This window comes from Halobacillus litoralis, from assembly GCF_020524025.1.
Lineage (GTDB): Bacteria > Bacillota > Bacilli > Bacillales > Halobacillaceae > Halobacillus > Halobacillus litoralis_D.
Genome location: NZ_JAIVKN010000001.1, coordinates 873,434 through 893,187, shown reverse-complemented (window position 1 = coordinate 893,187; position 19,754 = coordinate 873,434). Strand labels below are relative to the sequence as shown.

Sequence of the window (19,754 nt, the reverse complement as noted above, 5' to 3'; positions counted from 1 at the left end):
CTTTATTCCCCTCCCTCTTTACTTGTTAAGAAGTAAATCGTATCCAGTTCAATCTTGTTCGCCATTTGTACAACCGCCTGCTTCGATACTTTACGAACATTTTCTATTAATTCATCCGCAGGCATTTCGGCACCTGACAACATTTGATGGTACAAAACTTCTATTAAGCCGTTAGCGTTATCCATCGTTTCCTGCAGCTGATTAACGACTTGTTCTTTTGTTTCTTCTACTTGTTCTTCAGTGAAATCCCCTTTTTTCATGGCGTCCATCTGTTCCATAATAATAGACTTAGCCTGATCAAAGTCCTTAGGGTCGATTCCGCTGAAAACGAGGAGAAGCCCTTTGTGACTTTCAAAGCGCGAAGCGGCGTAATAGGCAAGGCTGTGCTTCTCTCTGACGTTCATGAAAAGTTTAGAGCTGGGGAAACCTCCGAAAATGCCATTAAAAATCTGCAGAGCATAGTAATCGTCATCGCCGAATTTCGTGTACGTACGATATCCGAAATGAAGCTTGCCCTGGTTTACCTCTTCGCGCTCTACGATTTCATTCACTTTTTCTACTTTTTTGGAAACAGAAGCTTGATCATCGTCCTTATTACTGCTTCCTTTTCTAGAGAAGTACTGATCGGCCATTTTCTCCATGGCTTCCTGGTCCATATCCCCGATGACATAGACATCAAGCATATCCTTCGTAATCATCTCACGGTAATAATTATAAAGCTTTTCTTTTGTTATCCCTTTCAAGTCCTCTTGATAGCCATGGACATGTAGAGAATAAGGTTCATTTTCACACATTTGATCCATCAGGCGGAGATTGGCGTAACTCATCTTGTCATCTTTAATGGAAGTAATTCTTTGCTCAAGTGTCTGTTTCTCCCGGTTTACAATGGACTCATCAAAGCCGTCACCTTCTACCTTAGGATCAAATAACACTTCATGGAACAACTGAAAAGCTTTTTCCAAGATAGGCTCCTGGTCATTTAGGTACGTTTCATTTACGACTTCCATCCGGAAGCTGATTACATGATTCTCACCTTTCTTCGAACCATCACTTGATAGAGCCGTTCCATAAAGGTTCTCAAACGCTGATTGAAGAGAGCGTACATTTGGATGGTTGTTGGTTGCTTTTTGAAGAACATGCGGGAGAAGAGCCCTCTCTGTTATGCCTTCGCGCTTCAATGGTGCTTTAAATTTAGCTACGATTGTAATGGTCTTATATTTTTTACTAGGTAAGATATGTAGTCGATACCCATCTTTTTCGAGTAACGTTTCTTTAGTTAATTTCATATACATCCTCCTTCTCATTCTTTTTTATTATAGACGGACACGTCCATATTCATCCATTATAACTAAGTCTTATGCTAAGGTATATGTTTGAAAAAGTAAAAAAATTAAGCCCGGCACAAAAGTACCGGGCTTAAAAGTTTAACGATTCCCTTTAATATAAGGTTCACCGAGGGACTTCGGAGCTTCTGCCCTGCCAATAAATCCAGCTAGAGCCAGAATGGTCAATACATAAGGAGCAATCAGCATAAAAACAGAAGGAACATTCTCAAGAAAAGCAATGTCTGAAGAGACGATACTTAAACTTTGAGCAAAGCCAAAGAATATGGCAGCTCCTAATGCACCAAGCGGATGCCACTTACCGAAGATAACCGCTGCCAGGGAAATAAAGCCTTGACCTAGAATCGTGCCGTGAGAAAAGTTTAAAGCCACAGTTAAAGCATAAACGGAACCGCCTAAGCCGCCGAGGGCGCCAGAAATCATAACACCGATGTACCTCATTTTAAACACGTTAATTCCATTTGTATCGGCAGCCATCGGGTGTTCTCCTACAGATCGCAGACGTAACCCAAACGGAGTTTTGTAAATAACAAACCACGCGACAAACGCTAATAGAATAGCCACATAAGATGTCCAGTACCAGCCACTAAAAAACATATCTCCGATGATTGGTATTTTATTCAAAAAAGGGACATCTGCTGTATAGAAAGGTTTTTCAACAAAGTCCGTCTGTCCTTTATCATACCATTGCTTGGTCAGGAACAAACCAATACCAAGAGCTAAAAAGTTGATGGCCACTCCACTGACTACCTGATCAGCACGGAATGTAATAGAAGCAACCGCATGAACAAGCGCAAAGAGTGCGGAAACAATCATAGCCACCAAAATGGAAACCCAGGGGGTTGCATCCCCAAAGAAGGAAGAAAACGTCAAGTTAAATACAATCCCCACAAACGCTCCCATAATCATTAAACCTTCCAAACCAATATTGATAACACCGGACCGCTCACTGAAAACGCCACCCAGAGCAGTAAAAATCAGAGGGGTTGCAAATACGATTGATGAACCGAGAATCCTGCTTATAATTTCTATAAACTCCATTTATTTTCCCTCCTTCTTAAACCGCAAAATGACCCATCGGATCATATAACTGGATGCTACAAAGAAAATGATTAAAGCTACGATGATCTCTACAAGTTCTGTAGGAACCCCAGCTTCTGTAGGCATATTCAGGGCGCCTATTTTTAAGATACCGAAAAGAAAGGCAGCGAAAACGACACCAACAGCTGTATTGGCCCCAAGAAGAGCGACTGCAATACCATCAAAACCAATGTTGGTGAAGCCTGATTTTATGGACATAAAACCAAATGTACCAAGGCCCTCCATTGCACCAGCCAATCCAGCAAACGCTCCCGAAATAACCATGGCTAAAATAATGTTTTTACCAACACTCATTCCTGCATACTTCGAAGCGTGCTGATTAAATCCGACGGCGCGCAGTTCGAACCCTCTTGTTGTTCTATTTAATACAAACCACATCACAAGAGCCATAAATAAGGCAAGTATGAAGCCATAATGGATTCTTGAGTAAAAAGTCATCTGAGCCAGCCAATCCGACTGCAAAGAAGCTGTCTCTGCAATGTTTTCTGTTCGATCTCCTTCCTCACTTAAAAAGTTTCGAACGATCGCATTACTACTGTAAAGAGCTATGTAGTTCATCATAATCGTCACAATAACTTCATGAACGCCGAGTTTCGCTTTCAATAGTCCAGGAATAAACCCCCAAAAAGCACCGGCAGCCGCAGCAGCCAGAATGGCCAGTGGTAAATGAAGGACCATTGGGAGATCAAATGAAATCCCAACCCATACCGATGCGAGCCAGCCAACAAACACCTGTCCTTCAACTCCAATGTTTAGAAGTCCTGAACGAAGCGCAAAGGCTACGGCCAGACCGGACAGAATATAAGGCGTTACTTGACGGACAGTCTCACCAAAGAAATAAGCATCTCCAAAAGCGCCGTTCCATAGGGCAGCAAAGCCTGAAATAGGATTGTAACCAAAAACAAGCATAATGACAGCACCGGATAATAAACCAAGAACTACAGACAAAACAGGGATTAGTATATTAATCATACGGTTGGAAAACATTATTGATCACCCGCTTTCTTATCCGCGTTTCCAGCCATCAAGAGACCCAGTTCCTGCTCATTTGTTTCCTCAGGTTTGACATCAGCGATAATCCTGCCATCAAACATCACACCGATTCGGTCACTTAAATTCATAACTTCATCCAGTTCAAAAGACAAAAGCAGGACAGCCCGGCCTTTATCACGCTCTTCTATTAATTTTTTATGGATAAATTCAATCGCTCCCACATCCAGCCCACGTGTAGGCTGAGCAGCAATAATTAAGTCAGGGGATCGATCAACTTCACGGCCAATAATGGCTTTCTGCTGGTTTCCACCCGACAATGCCCTCGCTTTTGTATAGGCATCCGGTGTACGTACGTCATACTCTTTAATGAGACTTTCTGCTTTTTTATAGATATTCTTTAAATTCATAACGCCCTTTTTCGAATAGGGGCTCTGGTAATAGGTCTGAAGAACCATATTTTCTCCGATCGGAAAATCAAGAACCAGCCCGAACTTGTGCCGGTCTTGTGGAATATGGGAAACGCCGGACTGTGAAACCTTGCGTGGGGTGAGATTCGTAATCGCTTTGTCATGTAAATGGATAGAGCCTGCCTCGCTTTTACGTAATCCTGTAATAGCCTCAATCAATTCTGATTGGCCATTTCCATCCACCCCGGCAATGCCGACGATTTCACCTGCTTTTACTTCTAAGTTCAGACCTTTAACCATTTCCACTCCCCGGGCATCCTTAACTACGAGATCTTTAATGGATAAGAATGTCTCTTTCGGTTGAGCAGGTGTTTTTTCCGTTGAGAAATTCACTTCACGTCCAACCATTAAAGAAGCAAGTTCTGTAGGATTGGTTTTTGAAACTTCAACTGTCCCAATGCCCTGCCCTTTTCTGATAACTGTACACCTGTCGCATACTTCCATAATTTCTTTCAATTTATGGGTAATAAGAATGATCGATTTCCCTTCCTTAACCAGACTGTTCATTATATCAATCAATTCTTTAATCTCCTGTGGTGTCAGAACAGCTGTAGGTTCATCAAATATTAAGATGTCTGCACCTCTATAGAGTGTTTTTAATATCTCCACTCTTTGCTGCATACCTACTGAGATATCCCTGATTTTCGCTTTAGGATTTACATTTAATCCATACCGCTCTGAAAGTTCAGCAACCTCCTGCTCCGCTTGACGGATATCTACCGTCGCCCCTCTCTTAGGCTCACTGCCCAGGACGATATTCTCCGTTACAGTAAATGTATCCACAAGCATGAAGTGCTGGTGAACCATCCCAATCCCCAGGCTGTTGGCTATATTTGGGTCTGTAATATTTGCCTTTTCTCCCCGAACTTTTATCTCGCCTCTTTCCGGCTGATAGAGACCAAATAAAACGTTCATAAGGGTCGATTTTCCTGCACCATTTTCACCTAGTAAAGCGTGAATTTCACCCTTCTCTACCTGCAGTGTTATGTTGTCGTTGGCAACAATTCCCGGAAATTCCTTTCTAATGTTCAACATTTCAATTACATAATTCATCTGTCTCTTTCCCTCCCCCAATTGACCTATAAAAATCACCAAAGGAAAAGGGCCGGAACGATCTTTTCATTTGGTGATTTTCCTTTAACAGAAGAAAAAGGCCGGCTCTCACCAGCCTTTTCCCCTTTTTCTTACAAAGCGTCTATAAAGGTTTGAAGTTCTTCGCGTGTACTTGGAACTTCAACGTCGCCGTTTACGATTTTCTCTTTCCACTCTTCAACGGAAGCAATGATCTCTTCCGTCATCGCTTCTTCGTTCGTACGTGCAATACTGATTGCTTCATCAGAAAGTCCGTATTCAATTACTTCTCCACCTGGGAATTCGCCATTCATGGCTTGTTCAGCAACATCCTGAACCGCGATATCCACTCGTTTAACCATGGATGTAAGTGTAACGTTTGCATCACCAATCTGACCTTCTTCATATTGGTCACGGTCTACGCCGATAACCCATACATCTTGATCAGGGTTGCTGTTTTTAATGTCTTTCGCTTGGGCAAACACACCGTTGCCTGTACCTCCGGAGGCATGATAAATAACATCGATGTTTTGGTCATACATATTTGAAGCCAGGGCCTGACCTTGCTGAGGATCACCAAAACTTCCAGCATACTCAACTTTTACATCAATATCAGCATTTACAGATTTCACACCTGCAACATAACCAGCTTCAAACTTGTTAATCAAGCTTCCATCCATACCACCGATGAAACCGACTTTATTTGTTTTTGTTTTCTTAGCAGCAGCTACACCAGCTAAGAAAGAACCTTGCTGCTCCTTAAACACGATACTTGCAATGTTATCGCCTTCCTGAACAGCGTCTACGAGAGCGAAGTTTGTATCAGGATATTGTCCTGCTACTTCTTCAACTGCAGGCTGCAGAAGGTACCCGATACCAAAAATCAAATCATAGTCTTCACGGACGAGACGGTTAAGGTTAGTGGAATAGTCTGCATCACTTTTCGATTGAGCATAATTTATCCCTTCGCCCTTGCTCATGCCATTCTCCTCACCAAACGCTTTAAGTCCTTCCCAAGCGGATTGGTTAAAGGATTTATCATCTACTCCACCAATGTCTGTTACCATGGCTGTAGTGAAATCTCCACCGCTGTTGTCTTCAGAAGTACCTTCTGAACCAGAATCACTATTTGTTTCTCCACCTTCTTCAGAAGATCCACACGCTGCTAAAAAAACACCAAAAGTCAATAGAAGTACGAAAACCAAAAGAAAACGACTTTTAAACAAAACCATTACCCCCTAATAAATTAAGTATCAAGTGTTTCAATAAAGAAGCTTTTGTACTCGAGAATCTCTAAACAGCCTCACCTCCTTAAGATGGAGAAATAAATGTAAACGCTTACACTCTTTTTCTTAAAACGTGAAAGCTGAACTTGTCAGCTCGAAAGTAGTTGGAAGATAAAAGCATAGGGATATCGTCTTGTGAATAGTGCATTTGTCTTAGTAACAATAAAGCCTGGTCGGGCTCGCAATTTAGAATAGGGGAAATTCTATCATGAAACCCAATTGGTTCTATATGTGTAACCGCGTACCCTATCGTCTTACCTGTATATCTCTCAAGAACATTAAATAGAGAATCCGCTTCTCTTACATGGTCTATGGGCAGTAGACCTTCCGGGATTTTATCTGTACAGTAAACCACTGGCTGCTCGTCGGCGGTACGCACTCGTTCGACCTTGGCGATATTATGTACTTCCAATGGAGAGAAGCGCTTACGATCTTCCTCTGTCGCTTCTATTATTTCGGCCGATAAATATTGGGACCCAGGCTTCATCCCGGATTTTGCAATCATCCCAGTGACACTGTCCAGTTCCTCAATCCCCGACGTGAACAGAGGTTTGGGATTAACAAACGTTCCTACTCCGTGACGACGTGTAACTACTCCTTCTTCTTCAAGTATTCGAAGTGCCTCTCTAAGAGTGGCCCTTGAGACTCCCAGTGATTTGGACAACTGAAACTCAGAAGGAAGTTTTTGTTTTTCTAAGAATATCCCGTTATCAATGTCTCTTTTAATTTGTTCGATCACCTGTAAATAAAGGTGCCTAGTATCTTGTCTAATGGACATTTCTTCACCCCGAATCTATTGAACCATCAGTTGAAAGATTAAAGATCTGACCTCTGACGTTCGACACATCATATTTTGTCAATAATATAACACTATTCGGCAAATAAATAAATAGAATTAGGTCATTTTTATGAATTTTGCTACAATGATGAAAATTATAAATGCAACCCTGAAAATCATAAACGGCTTTATTTGATTGTAGGAAATAGATCCTCATTAATATGAACTAGATTATCAATTGGAATGACCAGGACATCCCTTTGATAGAATAGACATACTTTATTAAGTCCTTTATACACTTTCCGCACCGTTCAAGAAAATTGCAAACCTTAGAGTATGGAATATAGAAAGACAAAAAAAGCCGCCGAGGTCACCCCCCGACGGCTTTATACCTTCCTACGATGTATGTTGTTCTTCTGCTTGCTGGGAAACAAGAACGGATCTAGGTTTGCTCCCTTCATAAGGACCAACGATTCCGTTATCCTCCATTGCATCAATTAGACGTGCGGCCCTTGTATACCCTACTCTGAAGCGCCTTTGAATCATAGAAACACTAGCACTCTGCATTTCAATAACCATTTGGACCGCCTCTGGATATAGGTCGTCATCGACTTCCTGTTTTACTTCATTTTCTTCCTCAGGAATCATTTCTTCCTGATATTGAGCTCTTTGCTGTTCCACACAGAAGTTAACAACCCGCTCAACCTCTTCATCGGATAAGAAGGCCCCCTGTACACGTGTAGGTTTATTTGAACCGACAGGTGTAAACAGCATGTCTCCTCGTCCAAGAAGTTTCTCAGCTCCGCCGGAATCAAGAATTGTACGGGAGTCTGTCTGAGATGACACGCTAAATGCGATTCTTGAAGGAATATTAGCCTTAATCACTCCTGTAATAACATCCACAGAAGGACGCTGCGTGGCAATAATTAAGTGTATGCCGGCTGCACGCGCCATCTGTGCAAGACGGGTAATTGCATCTTCAACTTCGTTGGAAGCGACCATCATTAAGTCCGCCAGCTCATCAACAAGTACGACGATATATGGCAGTTGAGGCTGTTCGTCCTCTTGTTCCTGATTATGCTTCTTAATATACTCATTGTAGCTTTCAATGTTTCTTGTACCTGTATCTGAAAAGAGGTCATAGCGGCGTTCCATCTCAGATACTACTTTTTTCAAAGCTCTTGATGCCTTTTTAGGATCTGTTACTACAGGAGCCAGCAGATGTGGGATCCCGTTGTATACATTCAGTTCGACTTTCTTTGGATCAATCATCATCATTTTCACTTCGTGAGGCTTGGCACGCATAAGTATACTTGTGATAATTCCATTGATACACACACTTTTACCACTACCTGTCGCACCTGCAACTAGAAGGTGAGGCATCTTGTTTAACTCAGACATGACGGCCTCTCCGGAGATGTCCCTGCCGAGAGCGAAGCTAAGTTTAGCATCAGGACTGGACTTTCCTGTTTCCAGAACTTCACGTAAAGAAACCATGGAAACTTCCTGGTTGGGCACTTCTATACCTACGGCCGACTTACCAGGAATCGGAGCTTCTATACGGATATCCTTCGCCGCTAATGCCAATGCAAGGTCATCATTTAAGTTTACAATTTTGCTCACTTTAACGCCTACATCCGGGTACACTTCGTACTTCGTTACAGAAGGACCGACATGGACTTTTGTGACTTTCGCCTTGACGCCAAAACTCTGAAATGTTTTTTCCAGCTTCCGTACTGTTGCCTGAATATGAGAACGACCCTGACTTTGAGGAGAGGATGTCGGTTCATCAAGCAGCTCTATACCAGGAAGTTTGTAGTCATGGTTTTCAAGTTCAGCTGTAGGCATAGATTTCTCAAGATTGACCTCGTCGATCTCCGTACCATTCCCATTAGATTTTCCTGAAATATCCTTCTGTTCATCCCTTCCAGAATCAGCTGTTTGGTATGCATGCTCTGTGAAGTCTTGAATAATAGGCTCTTCTGCAGCCGGTTGTTTATCTTCCTCTACGCTTGTATCGTTGACCTCATAAACAACGGTATCCTCGTCATGATCGGTGGCTGACTTTTTCTTCTCTGCTTTCTTCTCTTTATTCTCTTTCATTCTTTCTACCTGCTCTTTACCCAATGCCTTCATCCTGCCGCCTACCTTAGAAAATACATCCCCAATGGACCATTCACTAACAAAAAGAACACCGGTGATAAATAAGAAGAAAGCGACAATCGCTGCTCCTGCTTTTGCAAAAAGGTAATAAGTAATCGATAATAAAATTGCTCCTGTCAATCCACCGCCTGCACTGTAAAACGAACGTTCCCCCCTCATCATTTCAGTAATTCTTTCCCACGTCATCGTAAGTATGGAACCATTCCCTGTTCCTAACTCTGCTGATAAGGTTTCCAAATGGGTGAATAAAATAAGCGATACGAGAATAATGTACATGCCTATAAGACGTTTATGTAAAAATGTAGGCCACTTTCTTTTCACCATTAAATAAATGCCAACAACAAGAAAGAACAAGGAGGCGATAAAATACCACACGCCAAATAAGAACTGCCAGAACCTCTCCAGCCCCCCTGGTATAGCTCCGTCACTAATAGCGGAAGCCCCGCTGCCGATCACAGCAATAAAAAGGAAAAGGAGTCCGATTAATTCAAACTTCACATGGCTTTTCATATTTGAGTCTTTTTTCTTCTTTTTCCGTTTTCCAGCCATATTGTTTCCCACCTCCATATCAAAAACTGAAAAGAGAAGGATGCCGATGTTTCCTTCAATTATTTGAAGAATATAACACCGACATCCTACCGTTCAGTTATTCTATTATACCACAGCCTGACATGGAGTTACGAGTCCAACCATTGACCTGGTTGAAGAGACGGATCCATATAATGCGAAGGATCTGTTGAAAGGACCTGCATGATTTGTTTTTTTCCATCTTGTGTTTGACGGCACATTAACGGACAGTTTTTATGTTCATGGTATACCATTGACATTTCTTCTTCATTTGGAAACACATCGTATTGGCTGAGAGGGGTATAAAGAACACTCATTGGACTACCTGCTTCTTCGTTTCTTTGTCTTGTTCAATGAGTTCATTCAGCTTAGACATGGCTTGCTTAACTCCGCCCACAGCATCGATAAGTCCAGTATCAACGGCTTGCTGTCCAACAACATTCGTTCCTATATCACGGGTTAAATTTCCCTTATCAAACATAAGTTCTTTAAATTTTTCCTCAGGAATATTCGAATGTCCTGTAACAAAACTTATAACCCGGTCCTGCATTTTATCCATGTACTCAAAAGTCTGAGGAACCCCAATGACAAGACCAGTCATACGAATGGGATGAATTGTCATCGTAGCTGTTTCGACAATAAATGAATAGTCTGCAGAAACAGCAATCGGAACACCGATGGAGTGCCCTCCTCCAAGCACAATCGACACTGTTGGTTTAGACAGAGAGGAAATCATTTCTGATATTGCAAGACCTGCTTCTACATCTCCTCCAACAGTATTCAGTAAAACTACAAGTCCTTCAATTTTCGGGTTTTGTTCAATTGCAATTAACTGAGGAATTAAATGTTCATATTTAGTTGTTTTGTTCTGGGAAGGCAGTTGTACGTGGCCTTCCACCTGCCCAATGATCGGTAAAACATGAATATTAGAATCAGCAGGTTGAGGTACATTACTCTGGCCCAGCTGTTGAATTTTATCCACAAGGGAAGATTGTGACTTGGATTGATCTTTTTCCTTTTCTTTTGAAGAATCGTCTTTCATATAACCGGCTCCTTTCACTCTTTTCCCGTAGTATGACTCACGCCTTAATGAATCATACGAAGAAAAGATTCGTGCCAGTAATCTAAGTGACCAGCAATGAGAGTTGATAAACGTTTAAATACGGCATTCGATTGCGTGAGTAATCAGGGATTCAGGTTCCATTAGGACACAGTGTGAATAAAGAATGCGGTGTTTTTCCATTCATAGCTTTAAAAACGAAAAAACCGGTCTGGGGAGACCGGTCATTCCTCTACTGTGAGGTTGTTAAACAGCTGACAAATAAAGTCTTCTTCGCTTTCGGTTAAAGGAACCAACGGCAGGCGGACTCCTCCTGTATTTAAGCCTTTCAACTTCAAGGCTGCTTTCACGGGTCCTGGAGAAGGTGCACTGAACATTGCTTCGAAAACAGGCAGCAGCTTTCGGTGAAGTACTCCCGCTTTTTTTCCTCTTCCTAAATCAAAAAGCCTCAGCATGCGCTGCATTTCGTTTCCTATTACATGAGAAGAGACAGAGATGATTCCAGCGGCTCCGATGACATAAGAAGGAAGTGTTAAATGGTCATCTCCAGAGTATAATGAGAAATCATCGCCTGTTTTAGATATGATTTCCGCCATTCCATTTAGGTCTCCTGTTGCTTCTTTGACGGACACGATATTATTGACTTTAGATAATTGAATTATAGTTTCTGGTGAAATTCGCACGACTGAGCGCCCTGGAACATTATAAAGCATAACAGGAAGGGAAACAGAATCGGCTATTGTTTTAAAATGTGAATAAAGTCCTTTTTGATTTGGTTTGTTATAGTAAGGAGCAACAAGCATGACCGCATCAACGCCGACAGCTTCAGCTTTTTGAGACAGCTCTATAGACTGTTTGGTGTTATTGCTGCCTGTTCCCGCTATCACCGGGACACGATTGTTAACAACATTCACCACATGTTTCCATAGCTGGACTTTCTCGTTGTTATCAAGGGTTGGTGATTCTCCTGTTGTACCCGCAACAACTAACCCGTCTGTTCCGTTGCTTAACAAATATTCAATAAGATCAGTGGTCTTTTCAAAGTCAATTGAACCTTGCTGGTCAAAAGGCGTCACCATAGCTGTCAAAACCTTACCAAATTTCATGTCTGTCGTTCTCCCTTCTTAGATGTCTTATTTAAACCGAAGGCTGTATGGAGTGCATTGACAGCAGAAATTAGATCTTCTTCTTTTATTAATACCCAGATGGTTGTATGGGAATCGGCGGATTGTAAGATTTGGATGCCCTCATCCGTCAGCGACTGAACAATATCTGCCGTCACACCTGGAATGCCGGTAATGCCTGCTCCTACCGTCGACACTTTAGCACAGCCTTTTCTTATTTCAGGTTCATACCCCAGCTTACGGAGAATTTGTGCCGCCTTATCTGTATATAAGTGGTTGATGGTGTACAGGACACCGCTTGGAGAGATGTTTATGAAGTCTACCGAAATGTTTGCTGAAGCCATGGACTTGAAGACATCCGATTGAAGTTTTGATGGATCTTCCTTGGATTGAACCTTTATCTGCGTAAGACCGTCCATATGTGCAATACCGGTCACGGTCTTTTCAGTTATATCCGGACCGCTCCTTTGTTCTTTCATCCCTGTGACAAGGGTGCCTGGAAGATCTGAATAGGTGGATCGGACACGGATGGGAACTTTTGCATACATGGCTATTTCTACAGCTCTAGGGTGGATAACCTTGGCACCTTGATAGGCCAAGTTGCAAATTTCATTGTAGGTAATCGTGTTGAGAGGTCTTGCTTCCTGAACAAGTCTGGGATCTGCTGTCATTATCCCTTCTACATCTGTATAAATATCGATATACTCAGCCTGAAGTGCAGCTCCTAAAGCTGCAGCTGTCGTATCACTGCCTCCCCGGCCAATCGTAGTCACTTCACCTCTTACTGTTTGACCTTGAAAGCCAGCAACAACTACTACATCTTTTTCTTTAAGCTCTTCTAAAATTCTCGAAGGATTCATCTGAGTGATTTTTGCCTTCGTAAAGTCATTGTTGGTAACAATTCCAGCTTGTGCCCCGGTTAGTGAAACCGCAGCTATCCCTTCCTCACATAATTCATGAGAAAACACAATAGAAGAGATCGTCTCTCCGCAGGACATCATTAAATCCTGCTCTCTCAATGACACATGCGTATTTGGAAAATCTATAAGACCAAGGAGGGTATCCGTTGCATAAGGACTGCCTTTTCGACCCATAGCCGAAACCGTAACAACGACTTTGTACCCTTCCTTTAATCCCTTTTTAATATGATGGATTGCCCGGGATCTGCTTTTTTGATCCCGGACCGATGTACCACCAAACTTTTGTACTAGTAGCTTCATTTGGCCACCTCAACTCAAAAGAAGTTTACAGCCACTGATTAGCAACAAGACGCTCTGCGATCTGTACAGAATTCCAGGCTGCCCCTTTTAAAAGGTTGTCGGATACAACCCATAAGTGGAACCCTTTTTCATCATCCAGATCTTTACGGATTCTACCTACGAAGACATCCCTCTTTCCTGCTGCACTCAGCGGTGTAGGATAAGATTGTGCAGATGGATCATCTTCCAGGGTTATACCGGGAGCTTCTTCCATCAGCTGCTTGATTTCCTCAACCGAAACCCCCTCCTTCTCCACTTCTACGTAGACGCTTTCTGCATGGGAAGTAAAGAATGGAAGTCTTACACATGTGGCTGCTACAGAAAGATCAGGCGCATGCATAATCTTTTTTGTTTCATTGATCATCTTCATTTCTTCAAATGTATATCCATTGTCCTGGAAGACATCAATTTGAGGTAAAGCATTAAACGCAATTGGATAGTGCTGTTTATCTCCCTTGACAGGCAGGATATTCGCCTCAAGTTCTTCACCATTTAAAAAAGACTGAGACTGTTCACGCAGTTCATCTGCAGCTTCATTTCCAGCTCCTGAAACAGCCTGGTAAGTTGAAACAATGACTCGTTTCATTCCCAATGATTTTCGGACAGGTTCAAGCGCAGCCACCATTTGGATCGTTGAACAGTTCGGATTGGCAATAATCCCCTGGTGATTTCGGATATCCTCTTCATTCACTTCAGGCACAACAAGAGGAACGCCTTCAGTCATTCGAAAAGCGCTTGTATTGTCGATCACAACAGCCCCGCGTTTCACCGCTTCAGGAGCTAATTGTTTTGAGATCGATCCACCTGCTGAAAACAGGGCAATATCGATTTTTTCGAAGCTTTCAGGCTTTGCCTCCTGCAACGTGTATTCTTTCCCTTTAAATGTCATTTTCAGACCAGCAGAACGGCTGGATGAAAGAAGGGTTAATTCCTTAATGGGAAAGTTACGTTCTTCCAGTGTTTCCAGCATTTTTTGGCCTACAGCTCCTGTAGCACCTACGACAGCTACATTATATGTTGTTTCACTCATACTCGGCATCCTCTTTTCTATAGGTTTATTGTAAGAATAGTAAGACATGTCACTATTTTTGTTATTTTATCACATTTGCTCGAATACCTGGTACGAAAAGTTGAATTAATTTGGATACCTTTCAATTAAAACAGGCTGACGCTGTTTCCCTTCAAGGGCAGCTTCGATCGTTTCTGGTATTAACGTCATATCTGCGACCAGAGAATTTGGCTTCTTATACGGATGGTCCTGACCTAATGGTACAAAATAAATATTTTTTGTCGCCATTAACCTCATTACATTCACACCATTTAACCCAAGGGCATCATTCGTTGATACAGCTACAACAACAGGACTTTCGTTACGCAAGGTTGCTTTCGCGGCCATTAAGACTGGAGAGTCAGTAAGAGCATTGGCAAACTTACTTGTAGAATTTCCAGTCAACGGTGCAATGACCATACAATCCAACGGCCTCTTCGGTCCTAATGGCTCAGCATCAGGAATCGTCATGATCGGTTTTTCACCTGTAATTTCTTCTATTTTCTTCAGATGATCTTCAGCATCACCGAATCTAGTATCCGTTTTTTGAACCGTATAGGACAAAACCGGAATTACTGTCGCTCCCATATCTACAAGCTCCTGCATGACAGGGAACACTTCGTGATACGTACAGTGTGATCCTGTTAATCCAAAACCAATGACTTTGCCTTTTAATTTTGTCATGATTTATTCTCCTTTCGTGACCCTTCTTTTATTAGCCTCGAAACAACATCAGCTATGATTCTACCTGCTGTCTTTGGCGCAACAATACCAGGGAGACCCGGCGCAAGCAGCGCTTTTATCCCTCTTTTATCTGCATACTTAAAATCTGTACCTCCAGGCTTTGAAGCTAAGTCTAATATCAGTGCATGTGAAGGGAGTTGTTTAATTACAGAGGCATCGACAACCTGGTGAGGGACTGTGTTTAATAAAATGTCACAAGCCATAGATGTATTTTCTAAATTTTTCATATCAATCGGAGTTAATCCCATTTCATATACCCGCGCTGCACTGCTCGTAGAACGAACGCCAACAGATACTTGAGCTCCTAAATGATCAAAGGTCCTTGCAAGGCTCATTCCTACCCTGCCAAGTCCAAGGACAATGACTTTTGAACCATGAATGGTAAAGTCCGTATGTTGAATGACCAGCATTAAGGTACCTTCAACAGTAGGAATAGAGTTATAAATAGCTACATCATCCCGATCCATAAGCGGAATCAGTTTTCGATTCACTTTAGCTGCTAAATTGATGAGATGATCATTAGCAATTCCTGTATAGATCTGGCAGTGTTCTGGAGTTTGTTTTAACCATTCTTCAGAAAGATGAATCAACTGATTAGAAAAGATGCCTTCAATCTTCCCATCTCCATCTGTTCCTGGAACCGGAAGGATAATGGCGTCTAATTTTTCGACTTGACTGCTTTCAAGATCCAGATCGATGGCTTCTCGGAAGCTCTCGTTCAGTTGATCGAAACCTGCCAAGTATACGGTGGCGTCCCACTCATTCAATTTACGAATGAGCTCAATCTGCCGGGCATCGCCTCCTATTACCGCAACATGATGTCCTGTTAGCATCCCGGATGTCTCCTTTTCTAGTGTCTTATCTCTTTGTATCCTATGCCGGAATGCAGAGTTAGTGATTTGGTCCAACAACAAAAAAACACCACAGCTTATGCTGCGGTGTTTTAGCTTTTTTTTAGAAGGATGGTATCCTCGCCAATAGTTTCAATTTGATTCCAATCGATCGTCAACTCTTTTCTTGAAGCACCAAATCCAATCAATCCCTGATTCATAATAATCAGTGACTTAATATCACCGGATTCTGGATCAATGATTAAATCGGCTCTGCCCAGCACTCCAAGCTTTACTCCACTCTCCACATCAATGACCTCTTTTTTAGCTAATGACTTCATCCTCATATTCTTTCCTCCTTACCGCTCCTCACTTAACAGTCTTGGAAGAGCAGCTATCCGGTAGCCCTCCTTTTGAATCCCCTCGATAAGATCTGGAAGACTGTCTACTGTCACTTGAGTCGGATGCATCAGGATCGTAGCGCCATTATGGAGTTTATTCATCACTCGGCTGAGAAGAACTGCCTCTGTAGGCTTTTTCCAGTCAATTGTATCGACCGTCCATAGAATGGTTTCCATCCCCATTTCATGAGCCACTTCAACCGTACCGTCATTGTAGCTGCCTGATGGCGGTGCGAAATAGCGGATCTTCTCTTTTGTTAAAGCAAATAAAATTTCATCCGCCTGTGTGAGGTTTGCTTCAGCATCAGCTTTTGTCATCTTGGCCATATCCTTATGTCTATAGCCGTGGCTGCCAATCGTGTGCCCTTCTTCTTCAATCATTTGTACAAGGTCGGTAAAATCATTGGCAAAAGCTCCATCTATGAAAAAGGTAGCTTTCACCTGATGTTTATTCAGGATTTCAATCATCTCAGGAATGAATTCTTCCCCCCAGGAAACATTTATAAGAAAGGAGACAGCCACCTTATCTGGATGCCCTCTATAGATAGGGGAAGGTGGAAGATCTGTTAATGATACGTCTGGTTTGATTAATTTAAACACCAGTTTTTTCGGATCGTACGTTCCTTTTTTTTTCATATTCTTATAAGATGCTTCTACGTCTACTCTTCGCCCCACAATGCCGGGTGTCTTTTTCCATACAGAATCAATTTTGGCATCTTCTGCTTCTAATTCATATTTACTTTTTTCCTCAGAAATTTTTTGATACAGCGAACTGTCTGTATTTACAGAAACCGCTTCATTATTTGTAACAAATGCTAGTCCAACACCAGTAAAAAAAGAAAGGACAATAAAAAAAAGTCCAACTACTCGAAAACTCATGGACATTCACCCCTGAGACCATTATATGGATTCATTCGAGTAATTAGACTAAAAAAAAAGAGACTGGCAAGCCAGAATCTTTTCTTTTCTATCTATTATTGTTCAACATTTGATTCCTGTTTCTTCTTCTCATCCAAGAGAACGGCTTTACGAGAGAGATTAATACGTCCCTGGTTGTCGATTTCTTTGACTTTCACCTGAATCGTGTCTCCAATAGATACGATATCCTCGACTTTACCAATACGTTCCTCAGCCATTTCAGAGATGTGAACAAGACCTTCTTTGCCTTTGAACAGCTCAACAAACGCACCGAATTTTTCAATTCGTTTTACCTTACCGTCATAAAGTTCTCCTACTTCAACTTCACGTACGATGTCTTCGATAATTTTTTGAGCATTTGCGTTCATACTGGCATCTGTAGAAGAAATAAACACGGTGCCATCCTGTTCAATGTCAATTTTCACACCTGTATCATCAATAATTTGATTGATCTGCTTACCGCTTGGTCCAATGACATCACGAATTTTATCCGGATTAATCTTCATTGTCATAATTTTCGGTGCATGTTCAGACAGTTCGTTTCGTGTCTCAGGAATTGTCTCAAGCATGTGACCGAGAATTTCCATGCGGCCTTTCTTCGCCTGTGCAAGTGCCTCTTCAAGAATTTCTCTTGAAAGACCGTCAATCTTAATGTCCATTTGAAGAGCGGTTACACCTTTTTCAGTTCCAGCTACTTTAAAGTCCATATCACCAAGAGCATCTTCCATACCTTGAATGTCTGTCAAAATGGTGTAATCTTCGCCAGACTTAACCAGACCCATAGCAATACCAGCGACAGGGGCTTTGATTGGCACACCTGCGTCCATCATGGCAAGCGTACTTGCACAAATACTGGCCTGAGATGTCGATCCGTTTGATTCAAGAACTTCGGATACAAGGCGGATCGTATAAGGAAATTCATTCTCAGAAGGAATAACTACTTCAAGAGCGCGTTCTCCTAACGCACCGTGACCGATTTCGCGACGTCCTGGACCTCGGATCGGGCCGGTTTCCCCAACAGAGAATTTAGGGAAGTTATAGTGGTGCATGAAACGTTTGGATTCTTCCAGGTCCAGCCCGTCTAAAATCTGAACATCACCCAGCGCACCCAAAGTACATACACTTAGAGCCTGTGTCTGCCCACGTGTGAACAAACCAGAGCCATGTGTTCTTGGAAGTAACCCTACGCGGGATGTCAAAGGACGAATCTCATCTACACCGCGACCATCAGGGCGGACTTTATCTTTTGTAATTAAGCGGCGGACTTCTGTCTTAACCATACTGTCAAGAATTGATCCTACCTGCTTCAAAGTCTCCTCATCAGCTTCCTGCTCTTCATAAGAAGCAATGACGTCAGATTTTGCTTGATCAATGGCTGCTTCACGAGCTTTCTTCTCTTCTGTTTTAATCGCTTCTACAATGGCACTCGTTGCCTCTTCTTCCACTTTGCTTTTCAGCTCAGCATCTAAATCGAACAACTGAACGTCCATCTTTTCACGACCAACAGCAGCTACAATCTCTTCCTGGAATGCAACGAGACGCTTAATTTCTTCATGCCCGAACATAATAGCTTCAAGCATATCTTCTTCAGATACTTCGTTGGCTCCTGCTTCTACCATATTAATCGCATCTTTGGTCCCTGCAACGGTCAGATCGATATCACTTTTCTCCTGCTGCTCTATCGTCGGATTAATAACGAATCCGCCATCTACACGACCAACAATCACACCAGCAATTGGACCTTCAAATGGGATATCAGATACGCCAAGGGAGATAGAGGACCCAAGCATTGCCGCCATTTCAGATGAACAATCCTGGTCTACACTCATCACAGAGCTGATTACTTGAACATCATTACGAAATCCTTCCGGGAACAATGGGCGGATTGGACGGTCAATTAAGCGTGATGCCAATACAGCTTTATCACTTGGACGGCCTTCACGTTTAATAAAGCCTCCTGGTATTTTACCTACAGCGTATAAACGCTCTTCATAATTTACAGTCAAAGGGAAAAACGGCAGGTCCTTCGGTTCTTTGGAACCAGTCGCTGTGGACAGGACAGTCGTATCTCCATAATGGATAAGTGCCGCGCCATTTGCTTGTTTAGCCAGTTCACCGATTTCAACTGTAAACGTACGGCCTGCGACATCAATCGAAAAAACTTGTTTTTCTTCTGCCATAAAGAACTTAACTCCTCTCGATAACTCTTCTTATTCAACTTAAGGGTTTATTGTCAGTTTACACCCTTCTGTATGTAAACATACAGAAAAAGCGGGAATACTCCCGCTTTTTCCCATACATTAACGACGCAAGCCAAGGCTCTTGATTAACTCACGGTAACGTGTAATGTCCTTATTACGAAGGTAGTTCAATAGGTTACGACGCTTACCTACCATTTTAAGCAGTCCACGACGAGAGTGGTGGTCCTGCTTGTGTGTACGCAGGTGATCGTTCAAAGTAGTGATCTGCTCAGTAAGTACAGCAATTTGTACTTCTGGAGAACCTGTGTCGTTATCATGAGTTTTGTACTCATTGATTAGTTCTTGTTTACGTTCTTGTGTGATAGCCATTATGACTACACCTCCTAGAAAATTTTAAGAA

18 protein-coding genes are annotated in these 19,754 nt (G+C 42.3%); all 18 read right to left on the bottom strand.

Annotated elements, in window-relative coordinates:
- Positions 1-2: 2 nt before the first annotated feature.
- The 18 genes from yfmF to rpsO all read right to left on the bottom strand — a co-directional run bounded on the left by yfmF (position 3) and on the right by rpsO (position 19,723).
- Positions 3-1,286, bottom strand: coding sequence for an EF-P 5-aminopentanol modification-associated protein YfmF (yfmF, locus tag LC036_RS04740; protein ID WP_226578927.1), 1,284 nt, complete (start codon positions 1,284-1,286; stop codon positions 3-5).
- A 138-nt stretch (positions 1,287-1,424) separates the two neighbouring features.
- Positions 1,425-2,384 carry an ABC transporter permease gene (locus LC036_RS04735; protein WP_226578923.1) on the bottom strand — a complete coding sequence of 320 codons (960 nt, stop codon included), beginning with the start codon at positions 2,382-2,384 and terminating at the stop codon, positions 1,425-1,427.
- Positions 2,385-3,431 (bottom strand): ABC transporter permease, encoded by a 1,047-nt coding sequence (locus LC036_RS04730; protein ID WP_226578920.1) that lies wholly within the window; start codon positions 3,429-3,431, stop codon positions 2,385-2,387. It lies immediately after the preceding gene.
- Positions 3,431-4,957 (bottom strand): ABC transporter ATP-binding protein, encoded by a 1,527-nt coding sequence (locus tag LC036_RS04725; protein WP_226578917.1) that lies wholly within the window; start codon positions 4,955-4,957, stop codon positions 3,431-3,433. The genes LC036_RS04730 and LC036_RS04725 overlap by 1 nt, the downstream gene beginning before the upstream one ends.
- Before the next feature lie 131 nt (positions 4,958-5,088).
- Positions 5,089-6,207, bottom strand: a complete 1,119-nt coding sequence (locus tag LC036_RS04720; protein WP_226578914.1) for a BMP family lipoprotein — start codon at positions 6,205-6,207, stop codon at positions 5,089-5,091.
- Between the two features lie 106 nt (positions 6,208-6,313).
- A complete protein-coding gene (locus tag LC036_RS04715; RefSeq protein WP_226578910.1) occupies positions 6,314-7,039 on the bottom strand; it encodes a GntR family transcriptional regulator in 726 nt (241 codons plus the stop codon).
- Positions 7,040-7,435: 396 nt separating this feature from the next.
- Positions 7,436-9,751 carry a DNA translocase FtsK gene (locus LC036_RS04710; RefSeq protein WP_226578907.1) on the bottom strand — a complete coding sequence of 772 codons (2,316 nt, stop codon included), beginning with the start codon at positions 9,749-9,751 and terminating at the stop codon, positions 7,436-7,438.
- Positions 9,752-9,879: 128 nt separating this feature from the next.
- Positions 9,880-10,086, bottom strand: coding sequence for a YlzJ-like family protein (locus LC036_RS04705; RefSeq protein ID WP_226578904.1), 207 nt, complete (start codon positions 10,084-10,086; stop codon positions 9,880-9,882).
- Positions 10,083-10,811, bottom strand: a complete 729-nt coding sequence (locus LC036_RS04700; RefSeq protein WP_226578901.1) for a ClpP family protease — start codon at positions 10,809-10,811, stop codon at positions 10,083-10,085. The genes LC036_RS04705 and LC036_RS04700 overlap by 4 nt, the downstream gene beginning before the upstream one ends.
- 242 nt (positions 10,812-11,053) lie before the next feature.
- Positions 11,054-11,935 (bottom strand): 4-hydroxy-tetrahydrodipicolinate synthase, encoded by an 882-nt coding sequence (gene dapA / locus LC036_RS04695; protein WP_226578898.1) that lies wholly within the window; start codon positions 11,933-11,935, stop codon positions 11,054-11,056.
- Positions 11,932-13,173, bottom strand: coding sequence for an aspartate kinase (gene dapG / locus LC036_RS04690; RefSeq protein ID WP_226578895.1), 1,242 nt, complete (start codon positions 13,171-13,173; stop codon positions 11,932-11,934). Before dapG ends, dapA begins: the two co-directional genes overlap by 4 nt.
- Before the next feature lie 25 nt (positions 13,174-13,198).
- Positions 13,199-14,242: an aspartate-semialdehyde dehydrogenase gene (asd, locus tag LC036_RS04685; RefSeq protein WP_226578891.1), complete on the bottom strand. Its 1,044-nt coding sequence runs from the start codon at positions 14,240-14,242 to the stop codon at positions 13,199-13,201.
- A gap of 105 nt (positions 14,243-14,347) precedes the next feature.
- A complete protein-coding gene (locus tag LC036_RS04680; protein WP_226578888.1) occupies positions 14,348-14,944 on the bottom strand; it encodes a dipicolinate synthase subunit B in 597 nt (198 codons plus the stop codon).
- Positions 14,941-15,837, bottom strand: coding sequence for a dipicolinic acid synthetase subunit A (dpaA, locus tag LC036_RS04675; RefSeq protein WP_226578885.1), 897 nt, complete (start codon positions 15,835-15,837; stop codon positions 14,941-14,943). Before dpaA ends, LC036_RS04680 begins: the two co-directional genes overlap by 4 nt.
- Positions 15,838-15,947: 110 nt before the next feature.
- Positions 15,948-16,181 carry a YlmC/YmxH family sporulation protein gene (locus LC036_RS04670; protein ID WP_226578882.1) on the bottom strand — a complete coding sequence of 78 codons (234 nt, stop codon included), beginning with the start codon at positions 16,179-16,181 and terminating at the stop codon, positions 15,948-15,950.
- Positions 16,182-16,193: 12 nt separating this feature from the next.
- On the bottom strand, positions 16,194-17,114 hold the full coding sequence (locus LC036_RS04665) for a polysaccharide deacetylase family protein (protein WP_226578879.1): 921 nt from the start codon (positions 17,112-17,114) through the stop codon (positions 16,194-16,196).
- 95 nt (positions 17,115-17,209) lie between these two features.
- Positions 17,210-19,333: a polyribonucleotide nucleotidyltransferase gene (gene pnp / locus LC036_RS04660; protein ID WP_226578877.1), complete on the bottom strand. Its 2,124-nt coding sequence runs from the start codon at positions 19,331-19,333 to the stop codon at positions 17,210-17,212.
- A 120-nt stretch (positions 19,334-19,453) separates the two neighbouring features.
- Positions 19,454-19,723, bottom strand: a complete 270-nt coding sequence (gene rpsO / locus LC036_RS04655; protein WP_226578875.1) for a 30S ribosomal protein S15 — start codon at positions 19,721-19,723, stop codon at positions 19,454-19,456.
- Positions 19,724-19,754: the final 31 nt, after the last annotated feature.